Here is a 17,733-nt window from a genome sequence, read left to right as displayed (position 1 = left end):
TTATTTATTCACCTTAATTGCAAACACCTTCACCGGCTCGGCACCAAAGTGAGGATGAGTTATTGTCTCTATGTCATAGCCGTCATACGGAACAACTATGCGCCGATCCGCGTCGTCTTTGCGTGGATAGCCCTTGGTAATAATCAGGCGGTCATATGAGCGGCCTACCAGCCGTTTAGTCCAATAGTCATTACACAAACGGTACTCTTTGGGTTTTTCTCCACGCTTCATAGCATCAAAATATTCGCCTTTCACCGCTAGGTGGAGATCAGCCATTCTTTTTATTCCGGTTGTATGTAACACGTACCAAGTGAATAATTTTTTCTACCACAATCCAGATAAGCAGAATTGGAATGAGCACAAACCAAAACAATCCGAATAGAAATGCTTCTTTTGGGTTTCTTTCGAGATCGCAATCCTCATCCCGCTTTAGCGAATAGAAAAACATGCCAGCAAACCCCAATATATAAACCACCAGCATTACTAAATAGGTTGAGTTCATTAATTAACCTCCGGCGCTGGCCGTATACCTGCATTTGGGTGCAGTGCCCGGATGCCCTCGGCTATCTCTGCTAGCGTGTCGGAATACTCTCGTTGCGCGTCGTTACCAAATTCAAACGATCCAGTCTCGTCATCCTGCCGTCCGTGTTCGCTATCGTAGGATTCGCGTTGCTGGTCTACCCAATTAGCAGCGGCTTCGATGCCATCACGATAGAACGAGACTGTACGCAGCTTATCAGGCTCGCTTACAAGTTCCGTTCTAAGCATGGCGGCGCGGCGGATTTCACTCTCCAGTTCTTCAGCCCAATCTTGCCACTCCTCCGGCAATCCGTTTTTACTGCTGGCTACGTGATTTGCTAGTTTATAGAGGTCATCATTCATTACCGGCGCAGGCTGCGCGTGGCGGTATAATTTAATCACGCGCCGAGGGTCAGCATTCGGTGAGATGGGGTTAGCTTTAAACAAGTAGCCGCAGCCGTCCTTTTCAACTGAACGCAGTTCTTCTGCATCCGTCCAACCAATCGGTTCTGCACTATCAGCCTTGCGGCGTTCCTGTAGCTCATCAAACTCTGATTCAGGCAGGCAACTAACGTAGACCACGCCCACAGGCTCCCGGTATACAGGAATCATCCCCGGCGCATCATCGTCGCTCGTTACTCCGCCCTCGACATAACCGCGATTAAGATGTGCATCATTCAGGAACGCTACCGGTCGTTGTGGCTTGCGGCGTTCTTGAAGCTCAAGCAATGCCACCAGCACCATATTGTGTAATATGGCCTGTGTTTTGTTCTCCTTATCTGTATGGTGCTTGAGTGTTGTCCGTCGAAATTCAATCAATTCAGCCAGCGTTTCATCGTCCAGATTTTCGCTTGTTAACATGTTATTGCTCATGGGTTAGCCCTTTAGTAATTGTCTCTTCCGTATAGCGATAAACACGCTGGCATTCTTCTTCCGTTAACTCTCTGCCAAGTTCGAACTCAATAGAACCAACCACAAGAGAGGCGAAGCCCTCAAGCGAAGAGAACATCGCAACGTCGATGTCGGCGTCTGCAAAGTCCAGTGCGTCGTCTAAATCCTGTTTGTCATTGTTCATACATTCCACTCCTTACCGCATGGCCGGCAGGTAATTACACCGTCCTCATTATCCAGTGCACCATGACAGCACTTATTTCTCTCAGCATCGAGCGAGGCCAGCGCTATATGCGCCAACTCTTCAGCCTCTTCGGCTGGCAGTACAATGTTGCTTCCTGGTCCGTATGTTTCGCGCCACGATTGGATTTTTAAAAGGCGTTCTCTGGTAATTTTTGGCATGAGTTACCCCTCAACCTTCCTCAATCGGCTTAATGCTGTCCAACTTCAGACGACGCTTTGTATGCGGTGCACCAATGCGGCGGCCAGTGAATTTGTCGTATGTCTCTCTGGGACCGGCGCACCAGGTTGTTGCTGTCTCACGCAACTTAATGCGCTTATTTCCGTCTTTGGTGACGACTTCGCCGGTATGGGTTTTAGGCTGGCTCATTAGACCTCCTGGCGTAGTTGGGTAGCGAACGTATGCAGCAGGTGTTTTACAACACCGGTTGAGGCAATGGTGTCTACGCTCAGAACCTCCTGGATTGCCATCTCAACGCCCTGAGCTTTGATAGCCCTGATGGCAGCATTCAGCGCCGGTGTTTTTCGGTTTTGGATCAGAGTGGAGAACGCGAGCTGCAGGCCTACGTCAGGTAAGGCGGTACTCTTCAGAGCATCAAGAGCAAGCAACATCGCGACGGAGTTATGTTGCGGAGCATGCTTTAGCGCTGCACCTTCAACCACCAACTGCTTGAGGTGCTCTTGTAAATCAACACCGTCAGGGCAACCAGAATTGGATTTAGCTTCGCGTATGGTGTTTAACGCCGCATCTAACTGGCTATAAACATTGGAGCGCACCCATATGCATTCAGGCCCGTCTTCACTTTCATAAATGGTGGCGATAAACCATCCATCGCCGCCAGGTGCTTCAGGCTCCCAGGTCGTAAATGATGCTGTGGAAGCATATTCGCGCGCAGCGGCCGTATCCGGTTCCTGGTCAAATTGACTGACAGCATATTCAAGGCCGTGAGCGGTTAACCAGTTTTCTAACTCCGGATAGCTGATCCATTCGCGACCGGCGCAAAAAGCTGTGTAGGCTGGATGGTAGTAAGAGCCATCGTTATTACGAACGACCTCTTCAGGAAACATGGCCATAAGTTTTGGAACGCTCACAATGACATCCTCCGCGGCTGCACGCGGCCTAGTAAAGCGTTCAACAATGCCTGGTTAGGGCTACCGAAAACCGCCGTGTTCTCAAGAAGCTGGTAATGATTGCAACCATTGATACGCTTACTTTCGACAACCCTCGCTACAACCATTTTTCTCAACTTCGTGCGGACGCCGTTAATCGTGGCGCCAATGTGTTGCTGCACTTCGATCGCTGTGGAGCCCGGGTGAACGGATAGGAAGCTAATGACTTCATCATCATCGATAAACTTTCGTGCCATAGTTTTCACCTTATGCGTTGTCCGTGCTCAATGCCTGAGCGACAGTAATACCGCTCAGGTTGAGCAGAATCGTTTTAATCAGAGCAGTCTTTTGGCTCTCATCATTCAGGCCAACAGCCTTTAGCAGATCCACCAGATCTATCTCACTCAATGGACGGGTTAACTCATAACCGCCACCAGCGCCACGAGTAGAACGAACCATGCCAGCTTTACGCAGTACGGCGGCTAAGTGCTCTAAATAGCTGATTGATACACGTCTCTGCTCTGCCACTTCTCTGAGAGATGTCCGCCCTTTGGCAATTGACGCCAAAAATTCAATGGCTTCATTGTGTCTATTCGAAATATTCATTCGGTATCCTGTTTGGCTAGTGTGATTGCGCCGGTGCTTAAGTGGTGGCACGAGCAACAATTTATTAATACTAAATTTGTGCTTATTTATTAAGTATCGAAATAATATTGCCCGCGACTGCTTCCCACGTAAAACCTGCAACCCTCTCAGCATTTGCTTCGCGATCGACAGCGACCAGCGCTTTAGCCCAATCAATTTTTGAAGTTATGACCTGGTGGTTTACCAACTGCAGACGGTCAGGAGCGATGCAATGGTCGGGGGTTAGCACCAATGCGCCGCACATCGCAGCCTCCAGAACTGTGAGGCCCAGACTTTCCGGATGCGTTACGATAAAAATATCGGCCTGGCGCAGCTCGGCGGCGAACTCGATAGCCGAAACCCCATTGCGACGATATGGCTTCAGACAGATATTTTCCGGATCAACGTCTGCTATCCCTTCATCCGTCAGCGTTCTGGCCACAAACGATATTCCCATGGCTGAGAGCTGACGCAGGTTCATCATGATGGTCAGTGAATGGTCAAAGCCGGAAACGTCGAACGCTGCATGATCAATAAAGATGCGTAGCTGGCTATGATGTTTTTTCTCGGGGTAAAAGAGAGAGCTATCAGCTGCCCAGCCAACATATTTGTTATAGCGCTGGTGGCGAGCCAGGCGATGCTTATCATCCTGGAATTTCCAGGCGTCATCACGAACGGTGAAAGTAAAATCCACCGGTGCGCTATCAAGTAGCGATCCGTCATAGATCTGCGTTACTGGTACACCGGCAAGATTACGTAAGCGTCCACCGATAGTAAGTGGTATCCGGGTAAAATCGCGTACTCCTGGCGAGAGAATTGCGGCTGGAGTGGTGATTTTAACCATACTGATAACGCTATCAGCAAAGGCTGTCGGATCTTCATCGGGCTTATACCCGCGGTGAAATACCAGCTCGACACCAAGCGATCGAAAGGCCGAGCAGAGATGAAACATCCACATGTCGCTGTAGCATTTCACATCTTCCAGGGACCTCTTCTGCGTTCCAATGATGAGCAATTTCACTATTCACCCCGGGCAGCTTTAAAGGCGGATTGCATCAAGTCATATAAGTCACGACCATCATTTTCCCGGTACAATTTCTCCCAGCTATCCCAGTGACGCGCAACGGCCATCCATTCAGGCCCACAGTCGTTCATTTTATAAATGATCCCCTTAAACTCAGGGACGGCCTCGACCATTTTCAGGCAACGTCCAAAATCATCCGGGTCCCGTGGGTAATTAGGTTCTGGTTGACGTCTTCCCCACCAGTGACCAAAACCCCCGCCACTTAGAATCCAGGCCATGTAAAGGCTGCTACTACCGGTTTCGTCACTGTTTAACCACGCCTCAAGCCCCATATTTGAAGACGCTGGCACATAAGGGCGGCCAAATTCAGCGACAATAATATTTGCGGCTTCGATTATCTTGTTGAAGCGATGATCAACGGCAATACCTGGGTGTTGACGGCTCAGTTCATTAGTAATAGCGGAAATCAGATTGATTTGGTTTATCTGATAACTCTTCATAAAGATGTGCTCCTACGAATGGCCAGAAATTTATTGATGGCCGGGGTTAATAACTTTTCCCGATCGTATGCCTGAATACCCCAAACAATGGCGTACAAACACCACAAGAAAGAGCCGGTTGGTCTTCGACAACTATCACCTTCCCAGAAGTCATAGATCTCAATGTACTGACTGCAAAATTCGCGAACGGCAATGACCGCTTCAAACTCATCGTCGCCAGCCTTTTTAAGATCTGCAATTTCCATGTTCACAGTGGATTTCACTTCATCCGGCTCTTCATGCTGGGTTTCATCAAATCCCTCTAACCACGACTGGTAATATTCATCCACTCGTTCGTTAAAGGCATCCTCATCCCACTCGGTATATAACTCGCTCCGATAGCCATTACCGTGCTGCAATTTCTCAGCCCAATAACCTACATTGATTGACAGTTCGCCTTTTGAGTAATGGAAATCATGTTCGTCCATCCGGAAAAAGGTGAACATGTCACTCACGCGCCTGAAGGTATAGGTACCGCAATCTCCGCAAATGGTGAGATATCCCGGCCAAGTGAGCAGCTCGAAGTGATAACAGGAGGTGCCTGGCGCTTTAAAAAGAATGTGACGGTACGCTTTGTCATCTCGCAAAATATGCATAACGTGGTTTCTGACGTCCCGCCTAAAGCGCGGGAGTATTTCTTCTCTGGTCATCGAGATGCCCTCACCTTTTCCATGAATGCTTTTCCCGCGTCGACATCACATTCACTTACGTTGATGTTTTCAGAGCCAACGAGCCAGGACGCAGATCGTTTACCTCCGGGGAAATTGAAATAAACCCGATGGCCTTCATCCCATTCCTTATAGGCATGGACATTAGTGATGCCGGGGAACCGCGTTATTGCCAGCTGTGTTACCTCGGCTAATTTTTCCGCTGCTTCTGCACGTTCCTGTCTCCAGCGTTCTTCCTGGGCCAGATAGTTTTGCTGGCACTCTTTATCGCAAAAGATGCTTTGACGGTCCCAAACACGTTCCTTATGGCCTTCAGCGCTGACCATAGAGCTGCAATATGTGCATTCTTGCCACCAGCCGAACTCTTCAATAAGGACTTTCATCGGGACCTTGTGTTCACTAGCGTATTTGTCCACCTCTGGCATCCTGCGACAGGATTTAACCTGGCTGAACTCAATGCCGAGCTCATTGGCTCCGTTACGACGAGCGATAACGTTGCTATGAGCGAACACCACACATCCGTATTCATCCCCCTGCACGCTGTACGCTAACAGCGGCTTTTCTACCTCGTGAGCGCTTGTATCCATATCATCACCGTAAATTAGTATTGTCTGTAATGATACATGCAGAGTTAACTCGGTATCTATGTTAATTTTTGCGGGAAATGATATTTTTTTTTAGTACTTATCGCAGATCAATATTGTTGAGAGGCAAGCAGCGAAGTGATGGAGGAATATTGCGTGAAGATATACTTAAAACATACATGGTAAATCCTTTGGATATACTAGGTATATCTAATGTATTCCCATAAAAAAGCCCATCACAGAGGATGGGCGAAGACTACACACAGCAATTCAATGTTGTTGCAGCGCTGGGACTCGAACCCAGATAACGTCCGGCCGGACCGCATGAGATACCCTGGGTTATGATCCTTGGGTAGCGCTCAACTCCCCCTTCAGGGGGCGCTCTGTTCCAATTAAGCTACACCACAACTGGAAGCGCACTACCCAAATAACAAACCTTCCCCAAAGTTAATAAACAGGAGTGCGCTTTCATGTTGTGTGCCGGTTACGGTTCCGGCCAGGCCTCTTCCTCAACGGGTGTTCTCCATACGGACTACCGTTTGTTGGTCGTTCCTGCGGTTAAGTTGTAGTGGCCGGTGCTGATCTCCGGCGGACTCGAACTTAATCAGAGCATTTCACCTTATCAGGATGACGCTTCTTCTCCACTGTCAACCTACTTGGCCTTCGCAGATCTCGTGCTCATCAGCTTGAGCTTTCACCACAACGGAAAGAGCACTGTATCGTTTGTATTCCCTCCCTGTTGACTCATCGCCAATGGGTCCGACGTCAACGCGTCAATGCTCTTACCTGTTGTGTTTGGTGGCCCCTGCCGGATTTGAACCGGCGACCTATCGATTATGAGTCGACAGCTCTAACCACTGAGCTAAGGGGCCAAAAGTGCCGGAGCTTATCCCGGCGCGGCCACTCAGGCGATTGGTCTACCTGGCCGCTGGCGTCTTCTCATGGATGACAACTAACCCAACCAAACTTGCGTCACGTTTGCACCGTGAAAGCGCTATAAGGACTGTCTACCTTTTCGCGCAAGCGCTTCGACCATACCCAGACAAAGATCTGCGCCAGGCCGGTACTCAGCACTTAACCCCTCTTCAACAGACTTTTTAAGCTCTGCCAGAAGTTTATCCATACCATCAGCTTCAAATTGACGAATGGCTTTGGTAGTGGTGGTCGCATGGTTGCAACCGCGCACTGCCAAAGACAGTCGTTCTTTAATAACCTCCGCACGAACTTCGTTGCCGTACACAATATTCATCACGACTTCAAACAGGGCGAGTAATCCCGCCCCTTCAGCTGCGAGCTCATTACGCTGGCAAACGAGCTCATCAATACTTTTATGCACACGCGCCAGCGTATCTTCGATTTGGTTTTTACTAATCATTTCCTGCTCTGCGGGCTTCGACGATAGCAACCTTCTTAAGGGTGCTGAGGCGATTTACTTCGCTTTTATGCGGTTTATGCGGATAGTAAATAAAATTGTCTTTATGAATCCGCTCATCAAAGAAACGAATACGGAAACGCTCACCATCACGCCAGGTCAGGCGAGGAACAAGTGTTTCGTCAGAGGGATAATTCACATCGCCGCGTTCAGTGAAAGAACAATACTCATCTGTGATTCGTCGTGAGTTAGTGCCATCACTTTCAAAGAGGTGTACACGACATTTATTGGAATCAGACAGGTAATGCGCGTAGTGCTCAGCAAACTGTTCTGGGGTCGGACGATCCTGAAAATGCACATAATACGCTTCCATCTCTCCATAACGGTCGAATGGCTCAACGCTGATGCGCCATGGATAACCTTCCATCCAGTACTTGCTTTGCGACTTAATGAAGTTTTGTACCTTACGCAAAGGGACTTCAAGACCAGGAATATTGATTTCTTCAATGGCTGGCATCGCGGCAATTTTCACTGGCTCTGATGATGCCTTAGCAACCGGAGTCGCCGGTGTATTAGTTGCGGGTAATTCAGGAATTACTACGGCCGGTTCAGCTTCGATTGCTACTGTGGGTTGCTCTTCTGGTGCAGTTTGCGCTCCAGCCTTATTAACCATTGTCCAGAGCGTGAGGAACTGGAATCCCTCTTCGGATGTAAGCGTTTTGTTCGTCATTATCGCGAACATGTTCACTGCCCGTTCCATTACGTCTAGGGTTGGAGCCTCAAGTTCTGGGGCATACAGCTGCTGAGCCATCATATGAATATCCTTCGGTTAATCTTTGTTTTATGCGACGTTGACTTTAACGCAACGAAAAGTAACAGACAATACTAATTAGTTAGATATTTTACGAAAGAATGCCTGCATTTATACAGCAGGCAATCACGTTATGGCCTCACTGGAGGCCCTGTGGAGGGAAAGAAACGTTTAGTTTACCGTTCTCTTTTTCCCACTCATCCACCAGCTTACGGCAGACCTGATGCAGCATAGCCGCAGATTTGCCGCCGATACCCTTAACCTTCGCCAGTTCTGGCTCACTAAACATCAGAACGTGCCGCAGATTCTGGAATGGCGTGTCATGGTTGCGCAGCGCTTTCAAGACGGCGGCCGGGATGCCTTCAACATCTTCCAGGCTGACACTGTTAGCCCAATCAACACGCTTCAGTAAGTGTGGGTGAGTGGTGGCCATATCATCCCTGTACATCTCCTGCAGGTCTTCGTACATACCTTCTGGCCATACGTCAGCCACCAGCGGATCAATTCGATATTCTGGGCGCAGCCATTCGTTTAGATGCACTGTCGCGCCAATACCAAGCGTGCAGAGTATGTGATAGGTAAAATCCAACGTGTTCACATAACGCGGGTAGTCTTCGGGGTCCTGGTGAATCAGGCTGCCGCGAAAGAAACGATGCATAGTGAAGCGAATCGGCTGGCCATCTTCTTTTGTGGTGTCGTAGCAATATTCCGCGGCCTTGCCGTTAGCTCTCTGCATCTTCCGCTGCAGCTCTTCGATTTCATTACGTGCAGATTCAAGGCCAGCCATAAGTACCGAGTTGTTTTTGGACAACTCTGAATTAGTAATGCGCTGCTGGTTCAGTTTCTGGCTCGTACTTTTCAGTGCCTCTCGTGTCTCACGGAGCTCTTTTTTCGCTTCGGCATTTTTCTTTTTGAGCTTGTCTGGCTCCATAATTTCGAGCTCTCTGAGACGGCTCGAAATACGCTTTTCACGCAGGGCATAAGTTTCTACCTGTGACCGTAGCTCTGTAATTTTATTTTTCAGAAGTTCGTCAGCATGCTCCAACTGCTGAATTCGAACGACATGATTTTCTACAGCCGTGTCTACTGCCTCCTGAATCTCCTTGTCGAGATTTTCAGCGCGCCCAGCAAGGATCTCATTTTGCTCGCGCAATGCGTCATTATCTAACTGCAGCAGCTTTTGGGCTTCAAGACGCGACTGGGCAAGCTCAAGCGCTTCGTTGTATTGATCAATGTCGTCACCGGCTGCATCAGCAATTTCTTGCGCCAGCATTCGAAGACTGTCGATGCAGTTCTGGATGTAACGGGTGGACATATCGTCGCCCTTTACACGTTTTATGGCGTAATCGAGCTGGACAATACTACTTGTGAAGCCCTCATTGATCAGGTCAATAAGGTTAGGAGCTTCCTCTTTGATATCGGTATTTACGGACATGGCAATTCCTCGTTAAGACAATTTTTCGGCGTCTTTAACCGTCATTCGGCCCAGGTGAGATGCAGACACCAACGGGGTATTTGCGGGAAAGTTTTCCTGCTGGGCAGCGACAGCGATCCCCATGGGGGTTAACCGGCGTTTTTTGCTTTGGTAGATGATGGATTGGAACCCTTTTTCTGTATAAAAACAGAGGGACCAAAAGTGATAGCGGCGTTGGAAAAATTGAAACATGTTAAACCCTACAGACCATACTAATTAGCTTGTGATGATAACGAAAAATTAGTATGGTTTGTAATGTTATTTGCCTATTTTTTAGATTTATGCCCGGGTTATTTAAGATGAAGGTGAGGAATAGTACAGAAATGGCGGTAACCAGGACTCACCGCAATCATACGGCCGAGGCTGTCCATGGAAGACAACAACACTCGCAGTCGACGGAAGAGAGCCGTTGCCACGAGAATAACGCTCGGTAGCCCATTTACTCTCACCAAATTTAGCAATGTCTGCTTTGTAGCTTACAAACATTTCAGGGTAGAGATCTTGCCAACGTCGGCAATCACCAATAACTCCCCGGATAAATCCCTGGTCTCCCCATTTAGACGTCACAGTGCACTCTGCAACATGACGAGCGGAATCATTCCAGAAAGTATTCCAGAGCCTCGCTTTTACGTTGTTAGGGATATACATGACGGAACTCATCAGGTATTCAGGGTGATAGAAATCAGTGAGCATCACCATGGTATTGCCGGTAGTCTTCAGCAGTTTGCTAACATTGCCTACAATGACTGTATCGAGGTCAAAGTAGAGCAGATCGTCTGTAATATCAGGGCGGAATAGATCTATCTTCGCCCACCAGCCGTGCATACCGCGATAAGAGTTACTCAGTGGGACACACTCCACACGGTCCATTACAAACGGGGTATCGGTGAAACAGATAATTTTGTAGCCGGTCGGCAGCTGCGCTACCAGTGTTTTAACGTGATCGACGGTATAGTCACCACCGGAACGCAGCACCAGGGCTATCGTTAAGCGTTTTTTAGCCATTGTTTTAAGCTCATTTGTGGAATGGAATTCAGTTTCCCGCACGAGACAACGTTTATCTGCGGGAGAGCGGAGCGGAACAGTAACGGGAGATGGGACAAGTTATTCGGAATCCCTCCAGTATGTACCCGCGGTTCCTGTGTGGCATCGACGCCAACAAGGGCGACGTTTTTAAACCCCAGATGATGCGCCAGACCGAGTGCTCCCCAGGCAGAGTTGCCGTTGTGGATCTTGGCCTCATCCTCAGAGAGAGTTTTCTTGGCTGACCACCGCCATAACCACCATTCGGGGCTGCCTTTAATACGCGGCTCAGGTCCCTGCTCCCCTACCCGCTCAAACGAATGAACGTGGTTGGTTACCGGCGCACCAGCTGAGCAATAGTGCACGTTACGACGTCGAATGCGCAGTCGACGTATGTTGTCGCGTGATGGGTCTAACGTGAAGAAATACGAGGCACGTGACAGCCAATCAATAGCGCCATTAACCGCAATAATTGGTACGCCGCGTGGTGGAACAAAACCAGCCGCTGAAGGGCCGGAAGCCACGATGATCACCCGATCACCGCCTCGAGGCTTTTTATAGGAAAGCATGTAAGTTCAGTTCTCCGGGAACAGTTGATTATGTCGATATGCGATAGCTCTTCCCGCACACCGGCGAATTCGCGGTGCCACTTCTTAACACTGAGTTGAGATGGATTACGTAAATTGCCGGTATGGCGCCCGTGAAAATGGACACCCCGGCGTATAGAGCAGTCATATCCGATCAGGTAGATATGTTTTGCTCCAAGACTGGCGGCAAACTGAATGGCCATTGAACCAGAATTGAATTCAACCTCTGGCGCGCCAAAGCGCTGGTATTCGATACCGTAGAGAACGCTTGCCGACCGGGAAGCAGTGCAGCGCCTGATATTCTCAGGAACGCTTTTTCCATAACGACGCCACCAGTCTTCATCCCCAGCAAACAATGCATACGGCTGTCTGAACATGCTGTATGCGTTGTTAACTGCAACAACTGGGTATCCCCGTTCTTCTATTCGTTCGCAATCCACTTTTTTCAACGATGGTCCTGAAGCGACACAAAAAACTTCATTAAACAACGTGAGCTCCGTGAAGATCAGGAGGATTGTTTTTCACCACCAGCATCGATGGAGATATTCGTTGCAGAGATCTCAATATGTGTCGGGGTCCTGATTTGTACCGGCTGGTCAGATACCACACTTACACGGCCATCACCGAAAATGGTGATGCTACTGCCGTTTGCTTCTACGTGAAGAGCTTCACGCTCAGGCACGCGAACGGTGATTACTTCAATCTCTTCAGGGATATCGAGAACAGGATCTTGAGTCATTAGAACCTCATTAGCAGTGATAGCGGTGCGGTTTACGGCCGCACCGGTTGGATTAATGAGGGAATTAAAGCATAAGTTACTCTATAAAAATACTAATCATGCGCTTAGTTTTAAGGTGTCGTAATGGACTCCCCCGGCTCCAGCAACCAGTACCTCAACGTCATCTTCACCATCATTTCCCAGCCAACAACGATCTCATAGCAATACCCCTGCTCTCTCAATCGCTGTTGCCACTCCAGTTGCTCTGGTGTTGGTTTCCCTTTGCCAAACTTCAACTCAAGACGAAGGCCATGATATACACCGCGGGCGGCATCGAGCGTGGCGTCAGGATAGCCTTTCTTCTGGCCCTCGGCCTTCATGTCAAAACCTACCTTATCCGAACGCGCACCACCATTAGGCGTAGCGTGCAGGAGATCGTAAATTTCGCGATGTTTCCGATGCATAAAATCGAAGTAACGCACCTGGTCCCAGTGCTCATAGTTACCCTTGAGCAGCTCGGGCTTGTTCGCCAGCTGCGTCAGCGCTTTTGCATGAACTGACGGAGCAAGATCTTGCTCTAACCGGGCAATCACTGAAGCCATCTTACCCTTTGGTACACTGATAATATCGGGTATACCGTCAGAACGCTTTTTCCCTGACTTCTTCAGGCGGCCATTCTTATCCCGACCGGTGGACTCCAGCCAGCGCTCATCAAATCGAAGCACAACTTTTCTCCAGTATGTGAATATTTCTAATAATATTACTCGCTGCATACATATAGTACTAAATAATCGGTAAGTGCAGTACATAGGCAAGATCATAACTTGACAATTACTATGTAAATCTATTGCCATAACCACATGAAATTTATAAGTTAATGGTATCGTGCCTATATGTTTACCCAGGATATAACAATGAAAAAACAGCCAACAGACATAAAAAAAAGTGAAGAAAACGAAAGTTCAGATGTTACAGATAACCAGGATGAACGACGCATTAGTGATGAATTACGTAAACAGTTGGAAGCATCTGATCCCCAAGGGGCATTGAGTAAAACACTTGGAGAATACCATCGACAAAATAGCTTGAGCGCAATTGTACGCAAACACTCAGAAGAGTTACACAAAACCCAAACTGAGAAATACGAGCGCATGCGTAAAGAGCTCATTGAAATGCAGAAACAAGGAAGTTTTGGCGCACTGTATAGACAAATTGAGAATATCCAGAAACAAGCAGGGCTTGGCGGTTCATTGCATAAACAAATGGAAGAGATCCAGAAAAAAGCTGGTTTTGGTGGACTACTGGAAGGTATTCACAAACAGGCTGGTTTAGGTGGATTATTAGAAGGCATTCAGAAGCATGCGAGTTTTGATGGTTTGTTCCATAAACAAATAGAAGAAATTAGTAAACAAACTAGTCCAGCTTGGTATCTAAGCAACCAAACCAAGAAGATTCTTGAACAAAATAGTTTGGGCAACTTGGTTCGAAAACAGCTTACTGATATGCAAAAACAATTAATTTTCGGTAGTCAATTGCGAGATAGATTTGACGTAGAAAAAAAATTATCAGGTTTATATAGTGCCGGTTCACTGCTGAAAGATATACAAAAACAGGCTGGTCTTTTTGAATCAGTTAATTCTTTAAAACAATTTGAAAATATTTTTAATGCTTACGTTAAGGAGAATAACCCTTCCCTGTCTTACATTATGGAGCTAGGGATATCTTCAGTAGCTAAAGCTTACAACGAAGGTGTTTTAGAGACCAGTGATGAAGCAGCAACAAAATCAGATATTAGTTCAGCCCCCACCGAAAATAACGATTACGCAAAGTTTCTCAATTTATTTAAAGCACTCCCACAACCTATTCAATTAATTATCTATGCAATACTTTCTCATATTTTTTTAGGCGCTTTCATTGATTACGGAAAAGCTAAGGTTTTAGTTGAAATATACAAGGCTGAAACATATATTCAATCCATTTTTGATAAAAAACCAGTTACCAGAACAAATATATTGAAAGAAAACAAAAATATAGACTGGAACTCACTGAATGATTTTAGAATTATTACGGGTGAGAATATTCGCCTCCGTGAAAAGCCATCAATGAAAAGTGAAGTTATTGAAGTCATTGGAAAAAATACGGTTGTTGCTATTTTGGACAAACGTGGTAGGCAGTGGTTATATGTTCAAGTGCAATCAGGTGATGATCTTATAACGGGCTGGATAACCCGTACTTATACTAAACCAATCAAAGGCTGAAAATTTCTTTAATTAGAAAATAATCCCCATATCTAACTATGGGGATTATTCATATCGTCAACACTCAATGACTCATTTTTAGCCATTATATGTTGCATAACCGCAGTCTTAGTCCTGAGTGCGGCCATCACTGTCAGGCAGTGGTTTTTTGCTTAATTCTTTGGATTTTATGATCAACGTCACTACCGCTCGAGCGGTTGGCTTCAATTCTACGGGAATACCTCCAAATCGTTTGTTAAGTACGGCTAACTCGCCGCGGCTTATTAGCTGCAGGTTCTCTGGCTCACAATTTAGTGGATCGTTATCTTTGAAAGTAACGCAATGACCAGCTGCCAGTTTGCCGTTATGTTTTTCCCAGACAACACGCTGTTTCAGTTGCCATTTATTGGGCTCGGCCACTTTGATTTCTATGTACCCATCGCGATTGATTCGCTCAGCACCAACTGGACGGCTGTTAATCGCCGTTTGCCCCTTCTTAAAAGAGCCAGAATTTGCTTTCATCACTCCTTTAGTACCAGCGTTGGCCGGTACATGCCCCTTCTGAAATTGACCGGTTCTACCCGTTTTCAACCCCAACCTTTTGCGGAATGCATGCAGTTCTTTCGGAGTTCTGGCAGTACCAAAACGATTGTTGAACGCTATGGCCAGATTGCCCGCCGGTAGCATGTAATTAACCTTCATCCATGCGCACATCGCTGGTGTATGGACAAACTTCATTTCGATTCCAGCCATTTTTGAACATTTTTAACTCGACCTTCTCCGAGCGCTTTCTGTACCTCAAGAGCAAGTTTGCCGTTCTGAATGATCTGGGTTGCCACGCTGGTTATTGCCTTCGTGCGATTCAGCTCCAGCTGGAGTTTTTCTTCTTTCAAATCTTCTTCACCTAAACGCTCAATTTGGGCAAATAGATGATTGTTTAGGTCCTCAAGTGAGTTTTTCATGGCTTCGCTCCATTCAACATCGTGGCACGGCAAACATCCCATATCTCCTGCGCACCTATATCACCAACCTCATAGCCATCGCATAAGTCGATTATTTCATCACGTAGGGTTTCAGGGACCTGCTCTGGCGGTACGGAAAGTGGCGGGACCGCGTAGAGGTCATGTGCCCCATCAGGTAATGAGTGTTCTGCATACTCACCGTATCCATCAATGCACATAGAGCCATCTTCAACGATACAGGAAGCCACCGGCCGCGAGTTAAGTGATGCCAGTGCGATTTCATACAGCGCCAGATTTTTAGCCGCAGCCACATCACCAGGCCGCGCGTCAACAGCGCACTGCGCCAACATCCGGCAATCTTCCGCCCATTTTATTAACTGCTCTTTGGTGAACTCTCTGGTAGTAGTTATCATGAGTTAGTCCCTCTTAATGCAAATGCCAGCGGCAGTAAGCACAGCAACAACTTCTTCGTGATATTGTTGCTGTTCCCAACTCAAATCAGTTTCAGGTAGCAGCACAGTGACAGTGCGGGACTCACCTATTTGCCTAAGTCCCTCTTCTGACATGCGCTTATAGTGATCCCGTGAATGGATAACTTGAGCGTGGCTTAACTCCAGCTCTGCTATGCGTGTTTTCGCCTCGGTATACGCTTCACACATAACGTCAAACAGGAGCCCATCCTCTAAACAGGCCTTCAGCTCTGGCTTGTACTCTACGCAACTATCGTTCGGGTCCTGTACGTTATGAATGTAGGTATCCAGCGCGCCTAAATGACGACCAAAGCCACCTCGATCATCCACCAGCACTTGCCAGGCGCGTAACAGGAATAGCTTTTCCTCGCGAGAAAGCTCTGTATTTGCCAGCTCTTCTGCGATACCTGGCACAGTATTGGTACACCAGCGATCCTCGACACGCTGCGCCGCGGAATACAGCTTCCAGAAATATTCCATTTCATCCGCATCCGGACGCGCCTGTCGGATCTGAATCACTTTTCCATTACTCATTCATCTTTCCCCTGCTCCTTGCTAAGGAGTGCAATGTCGTAGATATTCTGCTGAGCCAGCAGCCACAACGGCTCCAGCCCACAGAACGGTCCTAATTTCAGCGCCACATCGGCAGTTAATGACTGTTTTTTGTTAATCAGTCGTGAGATGGTCGCAATATTCACACCTATTTCCCGGGCCGCTGCGGCGCTGGAAATGTTGCGTTGTTCAATGACCTTTTTCAGGATTTCCCCTGGGTGCAAATTCGACATATTTTTCTCGTTAAAAAAGCGCCACGAGGGCGCTTAATTGTGCTCAGCTGCTGCTGGCCATCTCGAAAATGGCATTTAAAAAATAGGCTGTGGTGAAAACAACAGGGAAGAGATAGGCCACGGTTTTCGCCATAGTGCCTACAGAGTCTTGAGCGGGTTTATTGGCGCGCTGCGCCTGCGGTTGGGTAACTCGACCAACATAATCGATCATGGTATATTCCTTTTGTTGGCTCAGGGGTCTGGTTTGGCGACTTCGCCCCCTGAGCGACAGAGAGGCTCGCGTATGCGGGCCTTTTTTTATGGAGCTTTTGGCTCCCCGTTATTACGCATTGCGTAACACGTAAGGAATATACCCTGGGAAAAACTTACAGACAATACTAATTTTTTGCTTCTTTATACTCATCCGATTTTAGGTACTCAGCAGCCTTAGCTATTGCCACCTTCCAATCGTCGACACCAAGCTCGCGAATACGCTCGATTGGCTCATTCGTCGCAGGGTTACGGAGGTATGTCCAACGGTCCCCCTTTTTAAGGGTGAAAATGCGCCACACCGGGTGGTGTTCAACAAATTCGCATCCATGCAACTCAGCCTCAGCTTGCAGCCGTCGCAGGTTCATAAAAAGCGGGGTGTAAGTCATGCATCCTCCTTACCGATTATGATCTGTCTGATTCCTGTTCAAGATCATACGAGTAATATTCATATGCTTCATCATCTGTCACCGGCAGCTGGTGGTATGCAGAATAAAACAGACCATCTTCCAGACGCATATTTTGATAAAGCGATGCGGCCACTACGGTTAACGAATCCTCGTCATAACTGTATGTGTTAAGAACGTCTTCATCGACTTCGCCGGTGGCGTCGTACAGCTCATTCTCAATCAGCAGCGATTTAATAGCTGGCCAGTAAGGTCCATAGCTGCGGTAGTAGTCGTGACGGTCATCAATGCACTTGGCGATCCCTTTCAAATAGTCGCTAACAAATTGCGACTCATTTCTACCTGCTAACGCACCATCACGGATAGCTGAAAGATAGTCGGTGGTAGGTTTTTGAGTTTGGTCTAATGAAGCCATAATTTTATTGCCGGTTTTACCCGG

Annotated in this window: 31 protein-coding genes and 2 tRNA genes; 1 reads left to right on the top strand and 32 read right to left on the bottom strand. The window is 47.6% G+C overall.

All coding sequences use genetic code 11. From position 1 onward, the window contains the following. From OGX94_RS19535 to OGX94_RS19420, 24 genes are all read right to left on the bottom strand, one after another. Window positions 1-276: an ASCH domain-containing protein gene (locus OGX94_RS19535; RefSeq protein ID WP_268056526.1), complete on the bottom strand. Its 276-nt coding sequence runs from the start codon at window positions 274-276 to the stop codon at window positions 1-3. Beyond that, entirely contained in the window at window positions 269-502 is a 234-nt protein-coding gene (locus OGX94_RS19530) for a hypothetical protein (RefSeq protein WP_268056525.1), read from the bottom strand. The genes OGX94_RS19535 and OGX94_RS19530 overlap by 8 nt, the downstream gene beginning before the upstream one ends. Further along, complete coding sequence (locus OGX94_RS19525; protein WP_268056524.1) at window positions 502-1,392, bottom strand: hypothetical protein; 891 nt, start codon at window positions 1,390-1,392, stop codon at window positions 502-504. The genes OGX94_RS19530 and OGX94_RS19525 overlap by 1 nt, the downstream gene beginning before the upstream one ends. Then, window positions 1,382-1,594, bottom strand: coding sequence for a hypothetical protein (locus OGX94_RS19520; RefSeq protein WP_268056523.1), 213 nt, complete (start codon window positions 1,592-1,594; stop codon window positions 1,382-1,384). Before OGX94_RS19520 ends, OGX94_RS19525 begins: the two co-directional genes overlap by 11 nt. After that, window positions 1,591-1,812 (bottom strand): hypothetical protein, encoded by a 222-nt coding sequence (locus tag OGX94_RS19515; protein ID WP_286569798.1) that lies wholly within the window; start codon window positions 1,810-1,812, stop codon window positions 1,591-1,593. Before OGX94_RS19515 ends, OGX94_RS19520 begins: the two co-directional genes overlap by 4 nt. Window positions 1,813-1,822: 10 nt before the next feature. Then, window positions 1,823-2,020 carry a hypothetical protein gene (locus tag OGX94_RS19510; RefSeq protein WP_071667199.1) on the bottom strand — a complete coding sequence of 66 codons (198 nt, stop codon included), beginning with the start codon at window positions 2,018-2,020 and terminating at the stop codon, window positions 1,823-1,825. Next, on the bottom strand, window positions 2,020-2,742 hold the full coding sequence (locus OGX94_RS19505) for a hypothetical protein (RefSeq protein ID WP_268056521.1): 723 nt from the start codon (window positions 2,740-2,742) through the stop codon (window positions 2,020-2,022). Before OGX94_RS19505 ends, OGX94_RS19510 begins: the two co-directional genes overlap by 1 nt. Next, window positions 2,739-3,017: a hypothetical protein gene (locus OGX94_RS19500; protein ID WP_268056520.1), complete on the bottom strand. Its 279-nt coding sequence runs from the start codon at window positions 3,015-3,017 to the stop codon at window positions 2,739-2,741. The genes OGX94_RS19505 and OGX94_RS19500 overlap by 4 nt, the downstream gene beginning before the upstream one ends. A 10-nt stretch (window positions 3,018-3,027) precedes the next feature. Next, the gene (locus OGX94_RS19495) at window positions 3,028-3,366 is read right to left on the bottom strand and encodes an RrF2 family transcriptional regulator (RefSeq protein ID WP_268056519.1); all 339 of its coding nucleotides are present in this window, start codon (window positions 3,364-3,366) and stop codon (window positions 3,028-3,030) included. An 82-nt stretch (window positions 3,367-3,448) separates the two neighbouring features. Then, entirely contained in the window at window positions 3,449-4,405 is a 957-nt protein-coding gene (locus OGX94_RS19490) for a glycosyltransferase (protein ID WP_268056518.1), read from the bottom strand. Next, entirely contained in the window at window positions 4,405-4,908 is a 504-nt protein-coding gene (locus OGX94_RS19485) for a hypothetical protein (RefSeq protein WP_273622598.1), read from the bottom strand. The genes OGX94_RS19490 and OGX94_RS19485 overlap by 1 nt, the downstream gene beginning before the upstream one ends. Beyond that, complete coding sequence (locus tag OGX94_RS19480) at window positions 4,905-5,597, bottom strand: hypothetical protein (RefSeq protein ID WP_268056601.1); 693 nt, start codon at window positions 5,595-5,597, stop codon at window positions 4,905-4,907. Before OGX94_RS19480 ends, OGX94_RS19485 begins: the two co-directional genes overlap by 4 nt. Then, complete coding sequence (locus OGX94_RS19475) at window positions 5,594-6,202, bottom strand: hypothetical protein (protein ID WP_268056600.1); 609 nt, start codon at window positions 6,200-6,202, stop codon at window positions 5,594-5,596. Before OGX94_RS19475 ends, OGX94_RS19480 begins: the two co-directional genes overlap by 4 nt. A 276-nt stretch (window positions 6,203-6,478) precedes the next feature. Further along, window positions 6,479-6,606, bottom strand: a tRNA-Met gene (locus OGX94_RS19470). A 389-nt stretch (window positions 6,607-6,995) separates the two neighbouring features. Continuing rightward, window positions 6,996-7,071, bottom strand: a tRNA-Ile gene (locus tag OGX94_RS19465). A gap of 122 nt (window positions 7,072-7,193) precedes the next feature. After that, complete coding sequence (locus OGX94_RS19460; protein WP_268056598.1) at window positions 7,194-7,574, bottom strand: hypothetical protein; 381 nt, start codon at window positions 7,572-7,574, stop codon at window positions 7,194-7,196. Continuing rightward, a complete protein-coding gene (locus tag OGX94_RS19455; RefSeq protein WP_268056596.1) occupies window positions 7,567-8,385 on the bottom strand; it encodes a hypothetical protein in 819 nt (272 codons plus the stop codon). Before OGX94_RS19455 ends, OGX94_RS19460 begins: the two co-directional genes overlap by 8 nt. 136 nt (window positions 8,386-8,521) lie before the next feature. Further along, on the bottom strand, window positions 8,522-9,817 hold the full coding sequence (locus OGX94_RS19450) for a hypothetical protein (protein ID WP_268056595.1): 1,296 nt from the start codon (window positions 9,815-9,817) through the stop codon (window positions 8,522-8,524). 12 nt (window positions 9,818-9,829) lie between these two features. Then, the gene (locus tag OGX94_RS19445) at window positions 9,830-10,048 is read right to left on the bottom strand and encodes a hypothetical protein (RefSeq protein WP_181553388.1); all 219 of its coding nucleotides are present in this window, start codon (window positions 10,046-10,048) and stop codon (window positions 9,830-9,832) included. A 102-nt stretch (window positions 10,049-10,150) separates the two neighbouring features. Beyond that, on the bottom strand, window positions 10,151-10,861 hold the full coding sequence (locus tag OGX94_RS19440; RefSeq protein ID WP_256433905.1) for a hypothetical protein: 711 nt from the start codon (window positions 10,859-10,861) through the stop codon (window positions 10,151-10,153). Then, on the bottom strand, window positions 10,843-11,448 hold the full coding sequence (locus OGX94_RS19435; protein WP_326498236.1) for a hypothetical protein: 606 nt from the start codon (window positions 11,446-11,448) through the stop codon (window positions 10,843-10,845). The genes OGX94_RS19440 and OGX94_RS19435 overlap by 19 nt, the downstream gene beginning before the upstream one ends. Next, window positions 11,409-11,954, bottom strand: coding sequence for a hypothetical protein (locus tag OGX94_RS19430; protein ID WP_071667211.1), 546 nt, complete (start codon window positions 11,952-11,954; stop codon window positions 11,409-11,411). The genes OGX94_RS19435 and OGX94_RS19430 overlap by 40 nt, the downstream gene beginning before the upstream one ends. 17 nt (window positions 11,955-11,971) lie before the next feature. Then, window positions 11,972-12,205, bottom strand: a complete 234-nt coding sequence (locus tag OGX94_RS19425) for a hypothetical protein (RefSeq protein WP_268056593.1) — start codon at window positions 12,203-12,205, stop codon at window positions 11,972-11,974. 110 nt (window positions 12,206-12,315) lie between these two features. After that, on the bottom strand, window positions 12,316-12,909 hold the full coding sequence (locus OGX94_RS19420) for a PDDEXK family nuclease (protein WP_405234075.1): 594 nt from the start codon (window positions 12,907-12,909) through the stop codon (window positions 12,316-12,318). A gap of 189 nt (window positions 12,910-13,098) precedes the next feature. On the opposite strand from OGX94_RS19420, the gene OGX94_RS19415 reads away from it, so the two are divergent. Beyond that, window positions 13,099-14,442, top strand: a complete 1,344-nt coding sequence (locus OGX94_RS19415; protein ID WP_268056592.1) for an SH3 domain-containing protein — start codon at window positions 13,099-13,101, stop codon at window positions 14,440-14,442. A 108-nt stretch (window positions 14,443-14,550) separates the two neighbouring features. Here OGX94_RS19415 and OGX94_RS19410 read toward each other — a convergent pair whose 3' ends face one another. From OGX94_RS19410 to OGX94_RS19375, 8 genes are all read right to left on the bottom strand, one after another. Beyond that, window positions 14,551-15,174, bottom strand: coding sequence for an HNH endonuclease signature motif containing protein (locus OGX94_RS19410; protein WP_268056591.1), 624 nt, complete (start codon window positions 15,172-15,174; stop codon window positions 14,551-14,553). Continuing rightward, on the bottom strand, window positions 15,156-15,383 hold the full coding sequence (locus OGX94_RS19405; protein WP_071667216.1) for a hypothetical protein: 228 nt from the start codon (window positions 15,381-15,383) through the stop codon (window positions 15,156-15,158). The genes OGX94_RS19410 and OGX94_RS19405 overlap by 19 nt, the downstream gene beginning before the upstream one ends. Further along, complete coding sequence (locus tag OGX94_RS19400; protein ID WP_268056589.1) at window positions 15,380-15,796, bottom strand: hypothetical protein; 417 nt, start codon at window positions 15,794-15,796, stop codon at window positions 15,380-15,382. The genes OGX94_RS19405 and OGX94_RS19400 overlap by 4 nt, the downstream gene beginning before the upstream one ends. 3 nt (window positions 15,797-15,799) lie before the next feature. Then, entirely contained in the window at window positions 15,800-16,387 is a 588-nt protein-coding gene (locus OGX94_RS19395) for a hypothetical protein (protein WP_268056588.1), read from the bottom strand. Further along, complete coding sequence (locus OGX94_RS19390) at window positions 16,384-16,638, bottom strand: HigA family addiction module antitoxin (protein WP_181553293.1); 255 nt, start codon at window positions 16,636-16,638, stop codon at window positions 16,384-16,386. The genes OGX94_RS19395 and OGX94_RS19390 overlap by 4 nt, the downstream gene beginning before the upstream one ends. Window positions 16,639-16,681: 43 nt before the next feature. Further along, window positions 16,682-16,849, bottom strand: a complete 168-nt coding sequence (locus OGX94_RS19385) for a hypothetical protein (RefSeq protein WP_175540298.1) — start codon at window positions 16,847-16,849, stop codon at window positions 16,682-16,684. Between the two features lie 166 nt (window positions 16,850-17,015). Beyond that, window positions 17,016-17,276, bottom strand: coding sequence for a hypothetical protein (locus OGX94_RS19380; RefSeq protein ID WP_181553295.1), 261 nt, complete (start codon window positions 17,274-17,276; stop codon window positions 17,016-17,018). Window positions 17,277-17,292: 16 nt separating this feature from the next. Continuing rightward, complete coding sequence (locus OGX94_RS19375) at window positions 17,293-17,709, bottom strand: peptide-binding protein (RefSeq protein ID WP_268056587.1); 417 nt, start codon at window positions 17,707-17,709, stop codon at window positions 17,293-17,295. Between the last annotated feature and the right edge of the window lie 24 nt (window positions 17,710-17,733).

This window comes from Citrobacter sp. Cpo037 (genome assembly GCF_030332945.1).
Classification (GTDB): domain Bacteria; phylum Pseudomonadota; class Gammaproteobacteria; order Enterobacterales; family Enterobacteriaceae; genus Citrobacter; species Citrobacter portucalensis.
The sequence above is the reverse complement of the archived record's forward strand: the minus strand, read 5'-3'. Positions and strand labels throughout refer to the sequence as shown.

Coding starts and splice junctions, on each gene's coding strand:
- OGX94_RS19535 (WP_268056526.1), bottom strand. CDS start 276: ATGGCTGATCTCCACCTAGCGGTGAAAGGCGAATATTTTGATGCTATG.
- OGX94_RS19530 (WP_268056525.1), bottom strand. CDS start 502: ATGAACTCAACCTATTTAGTAATGCTGGTGGTTTATATATTGGGGTTT.
- OGX94_RS19525 (WP_268056524.1), bottom strand. CDS start 1,392: ATGAGCAATAACATGTTAACAAGCGAAAATCTGGACGATGAAACGCTG.
- OGX94_RS19520 (WP_268056523.1), bottom strand. CDS start 1,594: ATGAACAATGACAAACAGGATTTAGACGACGCACTGGACTTTGCAGAC.
- OGX94_RS19515 (WP_286569798.1), bottom strand. CDS start 1,812: ATGCCAAAAATTACCAGAGAACGCCTTTTAAAAATCCAATCGTGGCGC.
- OGX94_RS19510 (WP_071667199.1), bottom strand. CDS start 2,020: ATGAGCCAGCCTAAAACCCATACCGGCGAAGTCGTCACCAAAGACGGA.
- OGX94_RS19500 (WP_268056520.1), bottom strand. CDS start 3,017: ATGGCACGAAAGTTTATCGATGATGATGAAGTCATTAGCTTCCTATCC.
- OGX94_RS19495 (WP_268056519.1), bottom strand. CDS start 3,366: ATGAATATTTCGAATAGACACAATGAAGCCATTGAATTTTTGGCGTCA.
- OGX94_RS19485 (WP_273622598.1), bottom strand. CDS start 4,908: ATGAAGAGTTATCAGATAAACCAAATCAATCTGATTTCCGCTATTACT.
- OGX94_RS19480 (WP_268056601.1), bottom strand. CDS start 5,597: ATGACCAGAGAAGAAATACTCCCGCGCTTTAGGCGGGACGTCAGAAAC.
- OGX94_RS19475 (WP_268056600.1), bottom strand. CDS start 6,202: ATGGATACAAGCGCTCACGAGGTAGAAAAGCCGCTGTTAGCGTACAGC.
- OGX94_RS19460 (WP_268056598.1), bottom strand. CDS start 7,574: ATGATTAGTAAAAACCAAATCGAAGATACGCTGGCGCGTGTGCATAAA.
- OGX94_RS19455 (WP_268056596.1), bottom strand. CDS start 8,385: ATGATGGCTCAGCAGCTGTATGCCCCAGAACTTGAGGCTCCAACCCTA.
- OGX94_RS19450 (WP_268056595.1), bottom strand. CDS start 9,817: ATGTCCGTAAATACCGATATCAAAGAGGAAGCTCCTAACCTTATTGAC.
- OGX94_RS19445 (WP_181553388.1), bottom strand. CDS start 10,048: ATGTTTCAATTTTTCCAACGCCGCTATCACTTTTGGTCCCTCTGTTTT.
- OGX94_RS19440 (WP_256433905.1), bottom strand. CDS start 10,861: ATGGCTAAAAAACGCTTAACGATAGCCCTGGTGCTGCGTTCCGGTGGT.
- OGX94_RS19435 (WP_326498236.1), bottom strand. CDS start 11,448: ATGCTTTCCTATAAAAAGCCTCGAGGCGGTGATCGGGTGATCATCGTG.
- OGX94_RS19425 (WP_268056593.1), bottom strand. CDS start 12,205: ATGACTCAAGATCCTGTTCTCGATATCCCTGAAGAGATTGAAGTAATC.
- OGX94_RS19415 (WP_268056592.1), top strand. CDS start 13,099: ATGAAAAAACAGCCAACAGACATAAAAAAAAGTGAAGAAAACGAAAGT.
- OGX94_RS19410 (WP_268056591.1), bottom strand. CDS start 15,174: ATGGCTGGAATCGAAATGAAGTTTGTCCATACACCAGCGATGTGCGCA.
- OGX94_RS19405 (WP_071667216.1), bottom strand. CDS start 15,383: ATGAAAAACTCACTTGAGGACCTAAACAATCATCTATTTGCCCAAATT.
- OGX94_RS19400 (WP_268056589.1), bottom strand. CDS start 15,796: ATGATAACTACTACCAGAGAGTTCACCAAAGAGCAGTTAATAAAATGG.
- OGX94_RS19395 (WP_268056588.1), bottom strand. CDS start 16,387: ATGAGTAATGGAAAAGTGATTCAGATCCGACAGGCGCGTCCGGATGCG.
- OGX94_RS19390 (WP_181553293.1), bottom strand. CDS start 16,638: ATGTCGAATTTGCACCCAGGGGAAATCCTGAAAAAGGTCATTGAACAA.
- OGX94_RS19385 (WP_175540298.1), bottom strand. CDS start 16,849: ATGATCGATTATGTTGGTCGAGTTACCCAACCGCAGGCGCAGCGCGCC.
- OGX94_RS19380 (WP_181553295.1), bottom strand. CDS start 17,276: ATGACTTACACCCCGCTTTTTATGAACCTGCGACGGCTGCAAGCTGAG.
- OGX94_RS19375 (WP_268056587.1), bottom strand. CDS start 17,709: ATGGCTTCATTAGACCAAACTCAAAAACCTACCACCGACTATCTTTCA.